Source organism: Flagellimonas sp. (assembly GCF_965601775.1).
Taxonomy (GTDB): Bacteria; Bacteroidota; Bacteroidia; order Flavobacteriales; family Flavobacteriaceae; genus Flagellimonas.
This window is the reverse complement of the sequence record NZ_OZ271837.1, coordinates 874,314-890,811: the sequence shown is the minus strand read 5'-3', so window position 1 is coordinate 890,811 and position 16,498 is coordinate 874,314. Positions and strand designations below refer to the sequence as shown.

The 16,498-nt window shown below is 40.0% G+C and carries 22 protein-coding genes; 5 read left to right on the top strand and 17 right to left on the bottom strand.

Annotated elements, in window-relative coordinates:
* Window positions 1-750: a hypothetical protein gene (locus ACSLUF_RS04285; RefSeq protein ID WP_435624896.1), complete on the top strand. Its 750-nt coding sequence runs from the start codon at window positions 1-3 to the stop codon at window positions 748-750.
* A 3-nt stretch (window positions 751-753) separates the two neighbouring features.
* Window positions 754-1,137, top strand: a complete 384-nt coding sequence (locus ACSLUF_RS04280) for a hypothetical protein (RefSeq protein WP_435624895.1) — start codon at window positions 754-756, stop codon at window positions 1,135-1,137.
* Between the two features lie 3 nt (window positions 1,138-1,140).
* Here ACSLUF_RS04280 and ACSLUF_RS04275 read toward each other — a convergent pair whose 3' ends face one another.
* The 17 genes from ACSLUF_RS04275 to ACSLUF_RS04195 all read right to left on the bottom strand — a co-directional run bounded on the left by ACSLUF_RS04275 (window position 1,141) and on the right by ACSLUF_RS04195 (window position 14,719).
* Window positions 1,141-1,845 carry a hypothetical protein gene (locus ACSLUF_RS04275; protein ID WP_435624894.1) on the bottom strand — a complete coding sequence of 235 codons (705 nt, stop codon included), beginning with the start codon at window positions 1,843-1,845 and terminating at the stop codon, window positions 1,141-1,143.
* 11 nt (window positions 1,846-1,856) lie between these two features.
* Window positions 1,857-2,432 (bottom strand): hypothetical protein, encoded by a 576-nt coding sequence (locus tag ACSLUF_RS04270; protein ID WP_435624893.1) that lies wholly within the window; start codon window positions 2,430-2,432, stop codon window positions 1,857-1,859.
* Between the two features lies 1 nt (window position 2,433).
* Window positions 2,434-3,477, bottom strand: coding sequence for a D-alanine--D-alanine ligase (locus ACSLUF_RS04265; protein WP_435624892.1), 1,044 nt, complete (start codon window positions 3,475-3,477; stop codon window positions 2,434-2,436).
* Complete coding sequence (locus ACSLUF_RS04260) at window positions 3,478-4,200, bottom strand: NRDE family protein (RefSeq protein ID WP_435624891.1); 723 nt, start codon at window positions 4,198-4,200, stop codon at window positions 3,478-3,480.
* Window positions 4,188-4,673 (bottom strand): DinB family protein, encoded by a 486-nt coding sequence (locus ACSLUF_RS04255; protein WP_435624890.1) that lies wholly within the window; start codon window positions 4,671-4,673, stop codon window positions 4,188-4,190. Before ACSLUF_RS04255 ends, ACSLUF_RS04260 begins: the two co-directional genes overlap by 13 nt.
* 5 nt (window positions 4,674-4,678) lie before the next feature.
* Window positions 4,679-5,332: a LysE family transporter gene (locus ACSLUF_RS04250; protein WP_435624889.1), complete on the bottom strand. Its 654-nt coding sequence runs from the start codon at window positions 5,330-5,332 to the stop codon at window positions 4,679-4,681.
* A gap of 54 nt (window positions 5,333-5,386) precedes the next feature.
* The gene (locus ACSLUF_RS04245; RefSeq protein ID WP_435624888.1) at window positions 5,387-5,836 is read right to left on the bottom strand and encodes a YHS domain-containing (seleno)protein; all 450 of its coding nucleotides are present in this window, start codon (window positions 5,834-5,836) and stop codon (window positions 5,387-5,389) included.
* A 1-nt stretch (window position 5,837) separates the two neighbouring features.
* Window positions 5,838-6,629, bottom strand: a complete 792-nt coding sequence (locus tag ACSLUF_RS04240) for a hypothetical protein (protein WP_435624887.1) — start codon at window positions 6,627-6,629, stop codon at window positions 5,838-5,840.
* A 1-nt stretch (window position 6,630) separates the two neighbouring features.
* The gene (locus ACSLUF_RS04235) at window positions 6,631-7,662 is read right to left on the bottom strand and encodes a Rieske 2Fe-2S domain-containing protein (protein WP_435624886.1); all 1,032 of its coding nucleotides are present in this window, start codon (window positions 7,660-7,662) and stop codon (window positions 6,631-6,633) included.
* Complete coding sequence (locus ACSLUF_RS04230; protein ID WP_435624885.1) at window positions 7,662-8,069, bottom strand: hypothetical protein; 408 nt, start codon at window positions 8,067-8,069, stop codon at window positions 7,662-7,664. Before ACSLUF_RS04230 ends, ACSLUF_RS04235 begins: the two co-directional genes overlap by 1 nt.
* 3 nt (window positions 8,070-8,072) lie before the next feature.
* Complete coding sequence (locus ACSLUF_RS04225; protein ID WP_435624884.1) at window positions 8,073-8,282, bottom strand: hypothetical protein; 210 nt, start codon at window positions 8,280-8,282, stop codon at window positions 8,073-8,075.
* A gap of 1 nt (window position 8,283) precedes the next feature.
* Window positions 8,284-10,236 carry a thiamine pyrophosphate-binding protein gene (locus ACSLUF_RS04220; protein ID WP_435624883.1) on the bottom strand — a complete coding sequence of 651 codons (1,953 nt, stop codon included), beginning with the start codon at window positions 10,234-10,236 and terminating at the stop codon, window positions 8,284-8,286.
* A gap of 7 nt (window positions 10,237-10,243) precedes the next feature.
* Entirely contained in the window at window positions 10,244-11,494 is a 1,251-nt protein-coding gene (locus ACSLUF_RS04215) for a cation:proton antiporter (RefSeq protein ID WP_435624882.1), read from the bottom strand.
* Between the two features lie 10 nt (window positions 11,495-11,504).
* On the bottom strand, window positions 11,505-13,118 hold the full coding sequence (locus ACSLUF_RS04210) for a glutamate synthase-related protein (protein WP_435624881.1): 1,614 nt from the start codon (window positions 13,116-13,118) through the stop codon (window positions 11,505-11,507).
* A 171-nt stretch (window positions 13,119-13,289) separates the two neighbouring features.
* A complete protein-coding gene (locus ACSLUF_RS04205) occupies window positions 13,290-13,760 on the bottom strand; it encodes a Spy/CpxP family protein refolding chaperone (RefSeq protein WP_435624880.1) in 471 nt (156 codons plus the stop codon).
* 6 nt (window positions 13,761-13,766) lie between these two features.
* Entirely contained in the window at window positions 13,767-14,084 is a 318-nt protein-coding gene (locus ACSLUF_RS04200; protein ID WP_435624879.1) for a hypothetical protein, read from the bottom strand.
* A gap of 53 nt (window positions 14,085-14,137) precedes the next feature.
* Window positions 14,138-14,719, bottom strand: a complete 582-nt coding sequence (locus ACSLUF_RS04195; protein ID WP_435624878.1) for an RNA polymerase sigma factor — start codon at window positions 14,717-14,719, stop codon at window positions 14,138-14,140.
* Between the two features lie 114 nt (window positions 14,720-14,833).
* On the opposite strand from ACSLUF_RS04195, the gene ACSLUF_RS04190 reads away from it, so the two are divergent.
* From ACSLUF_RS04190 to ACSLUF_RS04180, 3 genes are read left to right on the top strand one after another with little or no spacing between them, the layout of a single operon-like run.
* On the top strand, window positions 14,834-15,133 hold the full coding sequence (locus ACSLUF_RS04190; protein ID WP_435624877.1) for an EF-hand domain-containing protein: 300 nt from the start codon (window positions 14,834-14,836) through the stop codon (window positions 15,131-15,133).
* Window positions 15,134-15,152: 19 nt separating this feature from the next.
* Entirely contained in the window at window positions 15,153-15,914 is a 762-nt protein-coding gene (locus ACSLUF_RS04185; RefSeq protein WP_435624876.1) for a YHYH protein, read from the top strand.
* Window positions 15,865-16,494 carry a toxin-antitoxin system YwqK family antitoxin gene (locus ACSLUF_RS04180; RefSeq protein ID WP_435624875.1) on the top strand — a complete coding sequence of 210 codons (630 nt, stop codon included), beginning with the start codon at window positions 15,865-15,867 and terminating at the stop codon, window positions 16,492-16,494. The genes ACSLUF_RS04185 and ACSLUF_RS04180 overlap by 50 nt, the downstream gene beginning before the upstream one ends.
* Window positions 16,495-16,498: the final 4 nt, after the last annotated feature.

Sequence of the window (16,498 nt, the reverse complement as noted above, 5' to 3'; positions counted from 1 at the left end):
ATGGATATGCCTATGCAGCTGCATTTGGCTGCTCAATACCTAGCCACAGCCGGTATTAGTTTTTTGAATAAGAAAGAGGACGACAGTCACACCAATTTGGCATTTTCCAATGCCAATAAAGGTTTAGAAACCCGGCCCTTAGATGATAGTGGAACCAAGCTTTGCTTGGATTATCCCAATTTTTCCTTGAGGTGGGCATCCAGCAACCCAGAAACATTGACACTTCATGGAAAGTCGCATGATGAAATCGTAACCTGGTTAAAAGATATCACTTCCTCTTTGGATTCTTCCAAAAGCTACGACTACAAACTTCATTATGACCTTCCTTATAGCATGGGTCCAGATGAGACATTTCAATACAGCAATCCTGAAAAAGTAGAGACGCTAATACAATTGAGAACCTTGGGAAATACAGTTCTGTCCAAAGTTTTAGTAGAAAATAATTTGAGTTCGGACATTCGCATATGGCCCCATCATTTTGATACAGGAGCTTTCTCGGCTTTGGGCGAAAATTCAGAAACCGCAGTTGGTATGGGACTCACCATCCCTGATTCGCTGGTGGATGATTATTATTTTTATATCAGCGGCTATCTAGGTCATTCTGGGTTGGACACATCCAATTTCAAGTCGCTCACCAAAGGAAAATGGTTAAATGATGGTTTCAAAGGCGCAATTCTTCCAGCTTCGTATTCTACCCAGGAAGATGCTGTAACATTTTTCAATGAGGCTATTCAAGCTTATAAATCATAAAAAATGGATTGGTATATCCCGATAACCATTGTTCCCGCTGTTGGACTTATCATATTGTCAACTTCCAATCTTTTGATTGCCCTTAGTACGGAAATAAAAGAATTGATAAAGGGCAACAATACCACAGAGCGGTTGATTCAGACGAAATTGAAACAACTGAAACGGCTGAGTTGGGCTATGATTTTCCTGTACGTTTCCGTGGCCAGTTTTGTAATCTCAGGGCTCATTGGTGGGATTTATCAAAGTGGACATAAAATGGTCAGTGATGTTTCCATATACATCGTGGTGTTGGGTATTTTTATGGCTCTAGCCGCGTTATTCATTCTTATTGCCTATGCATTGAGCGCTCTGAAAATTAGACAAAATCAATTTTTGGATAGGTATTGATTCTTATTTTATGTTGTATATGGGGTTTTTGGCCATGTAATCTTTAATGGTTTCAGGATTCATATAGCGTTGACTTACTTTGGGTGCGTTTCCTGTTTCCAAAGCTTGTGAAGCTCCTTTCCATTCAACAATTCCTAGAGATTTGCGCACAAAGGAGCTCCAATGCAATAATTGAAATCCTAATCCAAAGGAGATAGCGCGTTCATCCGTCTTAAACTCAAATTCATCCGTAAACGAAGGGTTTCCAAGCTTGAAACCCAGACTAATCAATTGAAAACTCGTTTGGTCCCTATAGTCCACAATATGGGCAATTTCGTGTCCCAAAACCCCTATTTGGGCATCATAAGGCAGTTTGGAGAACAAAATCGGGGTAAAGCTTTCGGTGGTCTCGGTGCTAATTGTAATAACATATGCTCGCCATTTTTTGGGTAAAAACACATGCAAGATTCTTGGTCTAGACGTCAAAGGGGTCTTTCTTTTCCTAAATCTAAATGTAATTCGTGTGTCTCGTAATTGCGGATAATATGATAAGGCTGTTAATACCTGAGGTCGTATTTCTTCAGGAAATTTCTTTTTAGAAGTGTATTGTTCATAATCAGCAGATGCAAAATCCTCAGGAACGAATTCTATTTTAGGCTTTTGACCATAGGTCAAATTATACTGTCCTATAAAAAGAATGAGAAACCATAATTTCAAATTCTTTGCCATGAAGAGCGAGCCTATAATCCGAACATAAACTGAAGGGCAATGCTGGCTATAAACCCTTGTGCAACCTCATCACCGTCTGTTACAATGTTTATCTCACGTCCAAATCCTAGGGTAAGTCCGATTTGGGAAGATGAATTCTTTATCGGAAGAAAATACCCTCCTTCCAAATAAGGCTGCAGCACCAAAATATCGGTAGTCCCGGAAAGAATACTTCCATTTGGACCGATATCATCTGTCCAATCAATTTCCAAACTCCACAAATCAGTAATCAGGCCTGCCACAATTTTCCCTGTTTTTAAAGGAAAATGCTTTCTAAAACCAATGGAACCTCCAAAACCTTCTCCCTCTTCCGTGAGATTTTCATCACTGAAATCCTGTCTGTCTGTAAAGTTGCCTCCCAATCTGAATAAGAGTGAAGATTTCTCATTCAGATAGGTCTCTAAATTAACTGTAGGTATAATCCCAGCTGGATACGCTTGTACGGATACTCCGAGATAAGTTCCCTCGTTAAGAGGTGTTTTCTGTGCGCTTATGGAAATCGCAATACACATAAATAGGGACAACAAAAATGCAATCTTTACTTTCATTCTAAATCGCCTTTATTTGTTGTTCCACAATACTACTGTCCTTCAGCATAGCCCTACCATCCTTAAAACTTAGATAGGAGTACCCTTTTTTGTGATTGATAATGCTGATTTCATTCATCATCTTCCAGTGCCTAAAAATTTCCTTCCACGCAAAGAATACGGAATGTTGGGGGTCATAAATATGGGTTGGCTCCCCTCCCGCTCCGTTAATTTCTATTATACTGAAATTTTCTCCCTTGCTTAGTTCTTCAAAAGAGTTATACAATACGTCTAACCTACCGTAATGAAATCCTTCAACTTTGGAGCATATGTTATCAATGGTTTCCAGAAGTTCATCATCTATCAAATGGGTCACATCCCTAAATTCAGCTCCTCGGGTATGACTTCCAAAAGGGACCAAAATAAACTCCTTTCCCTGGTCCAATACCATATTTAGTTTGAAACCGTATTTCTTCTGAAGTGCCTCCAACTGAAAATGACTGCGTGGATTTTGTTTTATCAATTGTAGAATGGAACTTTTTCCATCTCCGATGACCGATAGGAATTTCTTTGCCACCAATCCCGTTATCTTTCCTTTCTTTTCGTCCGGCTTTCTTACATAAAAGATACCCAATTCATTTTGGTAGGGAATTAAATCCTGAACCAAAAAATCATCGTGCATCCTCAAAAAGTAGTCCCGAAACTCCTCTTTATTTTTGATTTTGTCCACACCAAAGGATTTCATCCCGATATCTGGCTTTACAATAAAGGGGTACTTAATTCTTGAAGAAAAAACCTTGTTCAAAGCATTTTCCAAGCTCTCCTGCTTAGAAATATAAATGGTTTTGGGAAAATATTCCTGCGGAATTAAATCGTAAATCTGCATTTTGGATTCCATCGCCATCCCACCATTTTTCATAGTTGGGTTTGCAGCATTGAAAAAGAAAAAGGAGCGTGCTTTTATGGAAAAGTACAACCAAGCGGGGAATAAAGGATAGTAAACCAAAGGGAATGGCCAATACTCCCAATGTGTCCACCTATATAATTTGAGCTGCCAACTTTTCATTTAATACAGGGTTAACTGGTCGGTATTGAATGAAATAATTGATTTTTTATCGTTCAAAAGATCAAAGTGCCCCAAAGAGGTGTCTTCTCCTTTTAAAACAGCTTGGGTAACACTGAATGTTTTCAATCCAGTTTTTCGATCAATTATAAAACCGTTTTCAAAATCAGAATGGTTGTTGGAATGAAAACCAACAATATCCTCTGGGCCAACATCAGCTACCCTTTCCATAAAATTGGAAAAAAGTCGCTCTCTATGCTGTATGACCTCTTCATCATATAGTGTGGCCGAAGACCAAATATAGTTTTCTGAAGTGCTCAAGGCTTTTCGATGTTGTTTGTTTTCGTCCCATCGCATTTCCAGTAATCGACCCTGTTGGAACAACACCACTGTAAATGGTTCAATTCCTTCCAAGTCGATTTTTTCCAAATAACTCTCAGGAGATTCCTTTGACATAATGTCCAAAAGGACCAATCCCCTGCTCTTTTTATAATTTCCTAATGATTTATGCTTCTTGAAAGCGCCATTCAATAAAACGCCTACATGTCCAAGTTCGTTGATTGCAAACCAAGTACCTCCCGCTTTTGGGTCTTTTGGAAACAAAATACGCATGTCGTTCACCACTTCCTGCTTTGGTTCAAAAGCGGAAGGTCGAGAAACATGTTCATCCCTATTGGAAGTGATATAGTAATTTCCCTGACTTGCTATGAAGCTTACTGTGCACATGCTTTTCTATATTCCATAGTTGAAGGAGCAACACCGAATGATTCTGGCAAATCCAGCTGGGTAAAATGTTGAATACCCACTTTAATCAAAGCATGATGATGGATAGCGTGTTCCAGATTGTACATTACCTCGCGATAATAGTTGGAATCCAACGTATTTTCCTCCCCCGCCAATTCATAGGTCACCTTCAAATCCCTATTGGGTTTTTCCAACTTTTCCTGAATGAATTCCAATTGTTCTATGGCGAATGGCACCTCATTTTCAATCCTAGGATTACGTTCCCTGCGATCATAGGAAACATCTGCCTTTTCGTATCCATGGATAAGACATAAATACAGTTCTATGACATGTCTCGTATGCTGTCCAATGGTCGAATTGGAAAGCGTCACACAAGGAGAATTGTAACAACCTTCGGGAAGTTGATGCAAAATGTGCTTGAACTGTTCTAAAGTATTCAATGAAGAATTAAACATGAGGTCTATTGTAATTTAAGGTTAAGGCGTTTTTTTATCAACAAGAACGTAAGATAAAGTGAAAATCCAAGATATAACAATCCCATAAAAAGATTCGTCACTTTACTATAATCCTGATAATTGCTAAAGACATATTTACCGAGAAAAATGAAAATCATTAGGGCTATTATTGAACCAATTCCGATACCCCAGATGTAAAATGAATAGGATTTGCCCGAGCGTTCCAAAATCCCCTTTGTGGACAATACCTTGGTCCAAGTCATCCAAAATGGGAAATGCAGTGGGTTTAAAGCACTTAATAATAAACCAAGAACAAAGGAAGATCCGATTTGGGGAAGTACCGTCACTTTTGGACCCGTCTCTACAGCTTGGCTGGCATCCATAAAGCTTATGATAGCTAAATACAAAAGCAATATAATTCCCAAAGGGAACAGGTAGTTACTAATTCTATCGGTCAAGGTCAATTTTTCGTTTCCATATATGGCCAAACGAACTACAACCAACTCTACCAAAACTACGGCTATGGCAAACCAAATGGCGGAAGTAACACTTTGTGAAGCTGCTATATCGAATGCGGTTAAATTCAAAGTCCCTAGGGGCAAAGCGCCCAAAAAGCTTATCAAGAAACCTGAAAATAAAACCTTTAGACTTTTTCTCATCTAATATCCGTCTTGACCAAACGTCGGGGTGTTTATCCCCTACTTCGGCTTGTCTTATTTCTTATTTTTAATTTTTTCCCAGTTCACATCCGCTTTGGCTTGGAGCGCATCAGGTGACTCATTTTTCCAAAATTCCAAAGTGTTTGTTTTTCCCTTGTTGTAAAATAAATACAATTTATCGTCCCGTATCTCAAATGTCTCAGGATTTATACTCACTTTCTTTCCTGATACAGCAACTGCATAGGCACAATACCCTCCATATTGTGGAGCATACTTTTCAGGATTAGCAGTGAACGTATCCAAATTTTCTTGGGATGAAAACTTATAGTTTACCCCATCCAACTTCGTGCTAAACTCTGTTTTACCTTCCAAAGCTTGATTGTCAAAATACGAAACCACATCATATCCGTTGGCCGCATACCCTTTTTTTGTATTGTAATCAATGGACTGGGCCGAAACTATAAGTCCCATAAACAAAAACAGAAAGGAAATATTTTTTTTCATATCAATAGATTGACGATTCTTTATCTAATTGTTCGATTTGGGAAACATCGACATGTAAAATGTACCATTCTCCCAATTTTTCAGCCACACCTTTTACAACTGAGGGTTGACCTATATATGGTAGTATGTCTTTGTGAATGGGATTTCCTTTCAAATCTGTCAATAAAAAATAATCGGATACCGCATTGGGGTCGCCTGCAACCAATACTGGCGGGATGCCACCTGCGATACACAAAGCTGCACAACTCCTATGGATTTTACCATAACCCGGTTTCATAACCCCAAAATAACATTTGGGGTCCACTATCTCACCTTCCACACTTACCTCGCCTATGGGCTGCGAAGAAATTATAGTAATAGGTTTGGAACCCGTTAGACTTACCTTTTGACTATCATCAATTTGTAGCAAGGTCTTGCCATTGTAATAAATCAAATTTCCTTCTATGGTAAGATGCTTGCCTTCCAAATCCCCCTCTTGATTTCGAATATCCTTTAGATAAGCATTGGGTCCAAACTTACCAAAGCCCAAAAGCACTATGTTCTTATATGTGTTTTCTGCCAACTCAACCTGTAGCATTGGGTAGGGCATCTCATGATACACTCCGGAAATCTTTGTGGCCGAATCAAAATCAAAAGCACTATTACTTGCCGGTTCTTGAAAAAAACCAAACAATAAAGCGCCCAAAACCAGAACTCCAACTCCAAAAAGCACGAAGCTTTTCAGGCGTTTCTTGGTTTCCGCTCCGACGGAATCTTCTATATATCCGACATAAAACTCATCTTGTTCCTCCATCTTAAATCTTTGCGGGTTCTACTTCAGTGCCCTCAGGCAAGGCTTTGGGATTGATAAAAACCCATCCGTTTTGTGTTCTTAACTCATAGGTTGCCACTTTCTCCGTAAAAGGTGGAGGTGACTGACCATTTTGCGGTAGGTACTGATATCCATGCCATGGACAGGTAACACAACCATCTATAATTTTTCCTTCCCCTAAAGGTCCCCCTTGGTGTTTACAAACATTGTGGATTGCGGACAATTTCCCTTCATATTTAAAAATTGCCACACGTTCCTTATCTACGGTAAATATCTTAGCACGGTTTTCTCGAATCTCATTTATTTCACAGACCTTCAGCCAGCCTTCTTTGTCGGCCTCTCCGTTTTCGTTATCCGTTTTGGCTTCCTTAAAAGCGGCTGTAATATGAAGTCCAGAAACCAAAATGAATCCCATCAACATAATTCCTATGGTAGGTAGAGATGTTTCCTGCTGAAAAGCACCCAAAAAAACATGGAGTAAAATCAATGCGTAGGCTACATACACCATCATGTGAAGTCCTTTCCAAATTTTGGGTGATAAATTCTTCAAAAAGAAATCATGACTTGTGGAGGCCATAAAAAACAGAATCAATAAAGCCAAAAAACCCAACACCTGAAAGGGAAAATTGGTCAAGGAACCATAATCCATGTTGGAAGTAAAAACAGAAACGATGGGATTCACATTTCCCAAAGTATGAAACTGAATTATTGCGAACGCTCCATGAATCAAAGCCGCCAGAAACATACTGACGCCTAGGTGCCTTCTATTGTAAAGAATGGGCAAAAACTGCGGATTTAGACGACTTAAGGGACCTATAATCAAAATAATGTGCAACATGAGAACAGCTAGTGAACCAAATGCTCGAATAATCAATGTCTCAGCAGTTCCTTCTGGGTTTAGCAATACGGTAAGTACTATAAATAGTACTAGGTACAGCACCATGGACAAAGCAATAATCTTGTCGTACCTTTTTTTATGCTTGTTCCAAAGCACTAATTTGTAGTCCAATCCCATTAGAATTCCAATTTTAGAATTTGTTGGTTCTTTATCTCATCCATCACAACGAAGCCCTTAATCATTGACCTGCTCGGAAAAACATAGCTTCCTTCACCTTCCAACTGACCTAAAACCCGACCTTTTTCACCATTTACATTGATTTCATAAACCACAGATGATGTGGATTTTAAAGGTGTTTTAACCCATATGTTGAGCAAATACTGTCGAGAGGTATTGGATAAAATCGCTTTAATTTCATCATTCTCGGTTTCCTTGACAATGTTGCCTTCAGCTTTACCTATGGGGATAGTTTCTGAGGCAGGAAAAAAGTCTAGGTTTCTGGCCGAAAGAAACAGGAGGATAGCCAATACCGGGGTTAAAACCATCCATATCCATTTATGTCGTTTTCGTAATCGGTAGTCCATTTGCTAACTGTTTTTGTTCTCAAATAGTCGCTTAATCAAGAAAGGCCATGTGGCCACCACCCCTGGAAAGAGCAAAATCCGAACCACTTTTTTACTCTCCCCCATCAAAGGATCAATGTGTTTCGCTGAGAAAATGAAGAATAACCCAAACACCAAACCGGCTAGAAAATAAATCTCAAGGATTATCAAAAACGTCATTATTGCTATATCCATGCTAAATCAAATTAACATCCGTAATTACCTCCAAGACTGCGGGTCCAGGTTGTTCGAATAGGGTTTTCATTGCCTCCTTAAGATTGTCTTGCTTTACCACACGTTTTCCCCAAGCACCACATGATTCTGCGAATTCAGCAAAGTTTGGATTAGACAGTGAGGTTTTCCAAACGTCAAACTCTCCCGCTCGTTGTTCTTTTGAAATTTTTCCTAGTTCATGATTGTTCAAAACAATAAGCTTTACAGGCATATTATATTTTACTAAAGTGGTGATTTCCGCCAAATATTGACATAGTCCCCCGTCCCCTGCCACGGCAACAACAGGTCTGGAATCGCCCACAGCTGTCCATGCTCCCATAGAAGCTGGCAAGGCAAAACCTATGGAACCCAAATATCCTGACATCAGAAAATCGTGTTCTTTGGATTCAAAATATCTACCAAACGAGTATGCATTATTACCTACATCTACACACATGACGGCGTTTTCTGGGGTAAGCTGATTCATGGCATCGAAAACGGCGATTGAACTGATTCCATTATCCGAGGTTTCCAGAAGTCGCTTTGCTTTTTCTTTTCTCCAAATTTTCCAACGTTCGGCAATCTCTGGCGTTTGATCTATCGTATTGATATTGCTTCCCAACTCAGCTTCAAATATTTCCAAGGTTCTAGAAATCTCTCCCCAAACTGCTACTTCTACTTTGTGGAATTTACTTAAAGCCAGAGGGTCAAAATCTACTTGGATTATGGGTTTTTTGGGAGTAATTCCCGTATGATTGGAAAAAGAAGCTCCAAAAACAATCAGTACATCCGATTCATTCATAAACCAAGAGGCAATTGGAGTTCCGCTTCGACCCAAAACTCCCCCACCTAATGGATGGTTGTCCGGTATCAAACCCTTTCCTTTAAAGGTTGTGACCACGGGTGCATTTAAACTTTCCGCAAATTTGACAATCGCCTTCTTATGTTCCCTTGCACCATGACCCATAATTATCACAGGGCGTTTGGACTTTTTAATAAGGTTTACCGCATCATTCACGGCTTCCTTAGGTGGCGCAATTTCTAAACTCGTAATTCGCTTTTCCGGGGTTTGCGGTTTCGCATTTGGTTTCGCTTTACGTTCTTGAACCTCATCTGGAAAGGTTAGATGGGAAACATCTCGATTCAAAATGGCGTGTTTGACCGCTAAAGACATTAATTCACTGTGCTTTGAATCACTTTGAACCCTATGATTGAATTCAGCCACGCTTCCAAAAGCCTGTACCAAATCTACTTCTTGAAAATTACCAGTACCCACCACTTGAGTGGCTACTTGACCGGTTAAAGCCAATAAAGGAGCCCTATCTACTTTAGCATCCCACATTCCAGTGAACATGTTGGTTGCACCCGGACCCGCTATGGAAAAGCAAGCTGCTGGTTTTCCCGTCAACTTTCCATAAGCCGAAGCTGCAAAGGCGGCCGCCCCTTCGTGACGAATACCATAAAAATTGAGATTCCCCTTTTGCTCTTGACGCTTCATCGCATCTGCAAAACCTAGATTGGAGTGTCCTACCATCCCAAAAACCTTTGTAACGCCCCAGTTTACCATAGTTTCGGCCATGATATCTGAAACCGTGGTTTCATGTTCGACCTCCTCAGGTACACCAACAAAAATAGCATCGCCTTCCTCCTTTACCTCAAAGGTTTCAATACCATCATCATATCCTCCAGGAGGCAATCCCGTGCAAGGATGAAAGTCCCAACCATGCCAGGGACAACGTAGCATTCCATTTTCAATAGATCCTTCGCCCAATGGACCTCCCTGGTGAGGGCATCTATTATCTAGAGCTGAAAATTTACCTTCAAAATGAGTTAAACATATTCCTTTGTGCGCTGCGGTTACCGTTTTGACCCGACCTTCCGGAAGGTCTTTCTTATTGTCCAGCACTTTATACCACACTTTTTTTGTTGATGCCATTGGTTTGTTATTTATTTTTTTCCGTACCTAAAAGTTTAACCACCACCTTGTCTATGGTCAGTCCCTGCACCAAAATGGAGAAGACGACCACCACATAGGTGGCAAAAATCAATATCTCCCTGAATTCTCCTTCAGGTAACGTCAATGCCAAGGCTATGGATATTCCACCGCGTAGGCCCGCCCAGGTTAAAATGGTTATTTTATTTCTTCCACTTCGATGTGATTTTTTAAGAAAAACATTTGCAATCAAAATGGAGGTATACCTTGAGAGTAGTACTATTGGAATGGCAAGAAGACCTACAACCAAGTAGTTTGTTTTGAAATCCAAGCTGACAATTTCCAATCCTATCAAAACAAAAAGAATGGCGTTTAAGATTTCATCCAAAACCTTCCAGAATACATTCATATTTTCTTTAATGGGCTCACTCTCACAAGACTTATGTAAAAAATCCCCGATAATAAGACCGGTCACTACCATGGCCAAAGCACCAGATACATGGAGCATTGAAGATAACCAATACCCTCCCATCACCAATGCCAAAGAAATATGCACCGCGACTACAGGTGCTTCATAAATATTCTTTAGAAAAAGTCGTCCAAGAAAACCGAGGGCAAATCCCATGGCGACACCTCCAAGGGCTTCCTGAGCAAACTCTAAAACTATATGGGAAGCTTCCACTCCATGTCCACCACTCATTGTAGCAATAGAAAGCAATGAAATGAATACCACTATTCCTACCCCATCATTGAATAAAGATTCGCCCACAATTTTTATTTCCATATCTGGTGGAGCTCCCGCCTTTTTAAGCAGTGCTAAAACCGCAATTGGGTCTGTTGGAGAAATTAAGGCGCCAAAAACCAAACAAAATATATAATCGATATGAATTCCCAGGGCAGCAATACCGTAAAAGAAAATCGTGCCAATTAGAAAAGTTGAAATTAAAACCCCCAAAGAGGCATAAATAAGGACAGGGCCTTTTTCTTCCAACAGACTATGAATTTGAACATGGATAGATCCGGCGAAAAGCAAGAAGCTCAAAAGGAAATCAAATAGTATGGTCCTAAAATCTATTTGATCAATCACGGAACAAACACTTATAAAAGCCTCTTGGTCAATAAAACTTAAGGAACCTATAAGCCCAGAGGCGATGATGGCCAACACCATTACGCCTATCGTATCAGGCAACCTCAAAAGTTTCTTATTGAGAAAACTCAGAAGTGAGGATAAGGCAACGATTCCCGTGAAAATAGTGAACATACCTTATATTTTACCGAACACCTGCATAGTTGATTCCTGTCAATTCGTGCATATCCCTATTAAATGTGGACAAATCATTATGGTTAAACTTGGTTATATCATCATAACCACAGGAACGTGCTATTACTTTGATTAAATCATTGGTCGCCACAAAGTAATTATGAAGTTGTTTGGCAGAAGCATCTATAATCAAGCGACTACGTAAATGTTCTTTTTGGGTTGCGATTCCAACCGGGCAGTTGTTACTTCCGCAGGCTCGCATTCCTAAACAACCTATGGCCTGAATTGCCGAATTGGAGACTGCAATGGCGTCAGCTCCCAACATCATGGCTTTGGCAAAATCCTCTGCGATACGAAGGCCTCCGGTTATAATCAACGATACATCCGTAACTCCAATTTTATCGAGATACTTTCGCGCTCGAGCCAATGCAGGTATAGTGGGTACATTGATGTTATCCCGTAGGATGGTAGGAGCAGAACCCGTTCCACCTCCACGACCATCCAAAATGATATAGTCCACACCCACATCTAAAGCAAATTGGATATCCTTTTCTACATGACTTGCGGCAATCTTGAACCCAATGGGAATACCTCCGGTACGTTCACGAACTTTATCCGCAAAAGCTTTAAAATCTTTTACTCCATGAAAATCAGGGAATGTGGCTGGGCTAATGGCAGTTTGCCCCTCTTCTAATCCCCTGACCTCTGCGATTTCTTTGCTCACTTTATTTCCTGGTAGGTGACCTCCCGTTCCAGTTTTTGCACCTTGTCCCCCTTTAAAATGAAAAGCTTGGACATGTTCCAATTTATCCAATGAAAATCCAAATTGGGCCGAAGCCAATTCGTAAAAGTATTTGGAATTGTTTTTTTGCTCATCAGGCAACATACCTCCCTCACCGGAACAAATGCCCGTTCCCGACATTTCCGCTCCTTTGGAGAGTGCTATTTTTGCCTCTCTGGACAACGCCCCAAAGCTCATATCACTTACAAAAAGGGGAATATCCAAAACCAATGGTTTTTTTGCTTTAGGTCCAATTATAACCTGGGTCGCCACTTCTTCATGATCTAAAAGTGGACGAGTAGCCAATTGAGCAGGCAAAAACTGAATATCATTCCATTTGGGCAAGGTGTTTCTATCCACTCCCATGGAAGCCGAAAATCCGTGGTGACCTAGATTCTTAAGGCCGTTTCTGGCCAATTCTTTAATATATCCCGTATATGGTTCAGTATCCTCTGGGTGGGTATCGGCATATGTGCCTAGATAGGCTTCGCGATCAAAGGGTTGTGGGTGCTCATTTTCGAATGCCACCACCTCATTCTCATCAATTTTTAAAGAATCGCCCTCAACATATTCTTGAAACTTATGGAGCTGTTCCTCATTGTTGTACTCACTTATGCCTGTATCATATCGATAATCCCATCCATGAACCCCACAGATAAGATTTTTTCCGTCAATATGTCCATCGGCCAATAAAGCACCTCTATGATGACACCGACCATACAACACGGAAATTCCTGTTTCGTGCTTTATGATTACTAAATCTGTGTTTTGAACTAGGGCGTAAGAGGGTTGTTTTTCTTTTAATTCAGAAATCTTGGCGATTTCAATAAGATTGTTTTCCATTATGTTGGTTGTTCTCAGGTTGTTGGAAGTTCAGTCGAACTCCAAGTTTTAACATTACGCTTTAAGTTATGCTAAAATTTTCTTAATGTGGATGATACAATAAAAAAAGTCCAGCAGCGACCGCCAGAGGACTTAAAAACATAGAAAAAGAGCTAAGACTTCAGATAATATCTATCTTGGTGGTGGTCCTCCCGGAGGGGGTGGTCTATCACCAGGCGGCCCGGGTCGTAGTGCTCCAGATACAATTCGCTTTAGTTTCTGTTTTTGTTTGGCATCGCAAATTTCTTCAATTTGCCTAAAATACCTGAAAACTTCCATTTCTCTGGCAGTTGATAGCTCCCCCATTTTTTTTGCAAGGGAATCCAATTCTTCATCAGATAATTCCGTCCCTCCCAAGTTTGAAAAGAGTATTTCCTTTAGTTCTCGTAGTTCATTATCGATTCCCCGCATTTTCCTGTGGTGCTTTCGGTCCAATTGCATAAAGCTTTCGGTTTGCTCCTCACTAAAATCAAGTAGATTAGAGATGAATTCTCTGGGCGGCCTCTCTTTTTGATTTGGTTTTTTCACAACCAAATACAACAGTACACCATTCATGACCATCAAAAATCCTAAAAGTACAATCAGAAGAATGTTCTTTTTCATCACACCTTAGTTTAAAATAGACTCTTCTTGAGGTGAAGAAAGCCCATAGGTCTGAGCAAACGTTTCCAATTCTTGGTCTTGGTTAGCACTATTGTAATAGTATAATACCCCTAAATTTAAAAAAACAAAGGCTAGAAGTGCTGCAATTTGAAGCCTCGGGGTCAACCAATTCAAAACTAGAGAAGATTCTTCCAGACCTTCCAGTTTTGCAAGCTCGCTTAGCACCTTATCCTTGAAAAAAGGTGCCGTATCCACTGATTTAATATCAGAGACTGAGTCTATTAAATCATTCAGATGGTTAAATGTATTTTCACTATCATTCATAACTTTTAATGGTGGTATAACTAATTAGATGTTCTTTCTTCCAAAAACTTGCATTACCAACCCTCCTTTTTATAATATGTTGTTAAAATTTGTTTTAAGTTCTTCCTCGCCCTAAAAAGCAACGACTCCACCGAGGATACACTTTTTTGGGTAATCTCACTTACTTCCTTATAGCTCAGTCCATCAATTTTGTGCAATGTAAAAACCACTTTTTGTGCTTCTGGCAACTGGTTTATGGCATTAAAAAGGGTTTCCTGCTGTTCTTTTCGCTCAAGTTGCACGCCAGGGTGGTTAAATTCCGTGAAATAAGCCGTCTTATCCATAGGTACCGAACTTCCACTTAACGAATGCATAAACCCAAATCGTTTTCTCGTGTTCTTTTTACGAATGAACTCTAGACTTTTATTTACCGAAATCCTATAAATCCAAGTCGTCAGTTTGGAATTACCCTGGAATTTGGAAATGGACCGATAGACTTCGATGAAAACTTCTTGAGCAATATCTTCTGCATCTTCTGCATTAGGCACAAAGGACAAACACGTATTAAAGACCAGTTTTTGGTAATCATCCAAAAGTCTGGAATAGGCCTGTTGTTTTTGGGCTTTTAAATCTTCTAAAAACTGTTTATCGTCCAAGAAACTGAATAAGTGAGTCCCTTACAAAATAAGGGCAATTCAAAAAAAATTGACATTTCGCACAAGTTTTTTTTGGAAACCACATCTAAAGCTTCAAACAGAAATCAATAAACAATGAAAACAAACAAGCAAATTCTCTTTTTGGGGGTAGCGGCTTTAGCTATGGTTTCCTGTCAAATGAAAGCACAATCCCATGATAACGAAAGGCAGCATAGGAAGCCCCCAAGTATTGATCAATTATTTAAGGATTTAGATGCAGATGAAGATGGAAAGCTGTCCAAAAAGGAGGTGAGAGGTCCATTAAAAAACCACTTTGACAAGGTGGATTTGAACGAAGACGGTTATTTGACCCGGGAAGAGCTGGAAAAAGCTCCTAAACCTGAACGAAAGGGTTCAATAAACAGAGATAATTAATTATAGTAAACCCAAAGTGATGAGAAGAAATCCAATTTTGTTTTTTTCAACCCTTATCATTTTAATGATAATCGCGTGTAGCTCAGACAGTGATGATTCCGACAATTTTACTGATGACGGTACTCCTGGTGAGGAAGTAACCTTAAGTGCAGCATTTAATGAATTCGATTCCGATGAAACCACCATTTATTTGGATGGGAACAATGTGGTAATAGAAACTACCGGATTCCCCAACCATGAAACGGTATATTGGGGGTCTGGAAGCGATTTATATAGAGAAGAACCGGATGTAGCTTTAACACCTAGCCTCATACCTAATTTTGATGGTTCGGCCACCTTGGTGGTCTCTGCAAATCCCCAGTTGGCCTCGAGCAGCACTTCTACAAGTTTAGGCAGTATTGGTATTGCGGTCAGTGGTGCAGCCATTTTTAATGACCAAGAAGGTAATGGCCCGCTTAGTGGCGCAGCAGCAAGTCTGGATTGGACAGGTGGACATATTGGCCCATCTGTTTATCACTATCATCTGGAGCCAAAAGCGTGGTCGGATGATGATGATTCCCTAATTGGAATTTTAGCTGATGGTTTTTTCATCTATGGCAGAAAATGTTTTTCCACTGGTGATTATCCTACAGATTTAGATACTTCCGGCGGACATATCGGAATAACCCAGCATTCATCGGAGCCAGTTTATCACTATCATATCGAGAATGAGTTGTATTTAAATCAATATTATGTCATTTTCCCCGGAGACTATCAAGGAACACCGAGCAGCATTAATTAAACTGGTATTAGCTCTATCTGTAATCGCATTGTTCTTTCTTCTTGGCAGAGCCAACAAAGAGAACATTGGAACACGGGCTATACCAGATGTTGAGGTTAAAAAGGAGCTCTTGGTTTTAAATAAAATAGAAGGTAAATGGTACTACCAAGGAGTTCCTTTTGGCGGTTATGCCATACAAACTAATGATACCGGACAACTCATCGAAAAAATTGGTTTTGTGAATGGGAAAAGACAAGGGCTTGCATTAAAATGGCATTCAAACGGATTGATTTCCAGTGAAAAATACTATCAGGAAAACAGGCTGGAAGGAACTACCAAAACCTGGTGGCCCAATGGCCAACAAAGCACAGAATCAAATTATTCCAATAGGCAACGACATGGTATTCAGAAAAAATGGTATCCCAGCGGACAAATAGCCCGAATAATGAGGTTTAATCAAGGTAAAGAAGAGGGACTTCAACAAGCCTGGTTGCAAACTGGTAAACTATATGCAAATTATGAAGCCAAAAACGGCAGATTTTTCGGCTTAAAACGATCTAACCTTTGTTACCAATTAGAAGATGAAGTGGTACAAAAATAGTTGG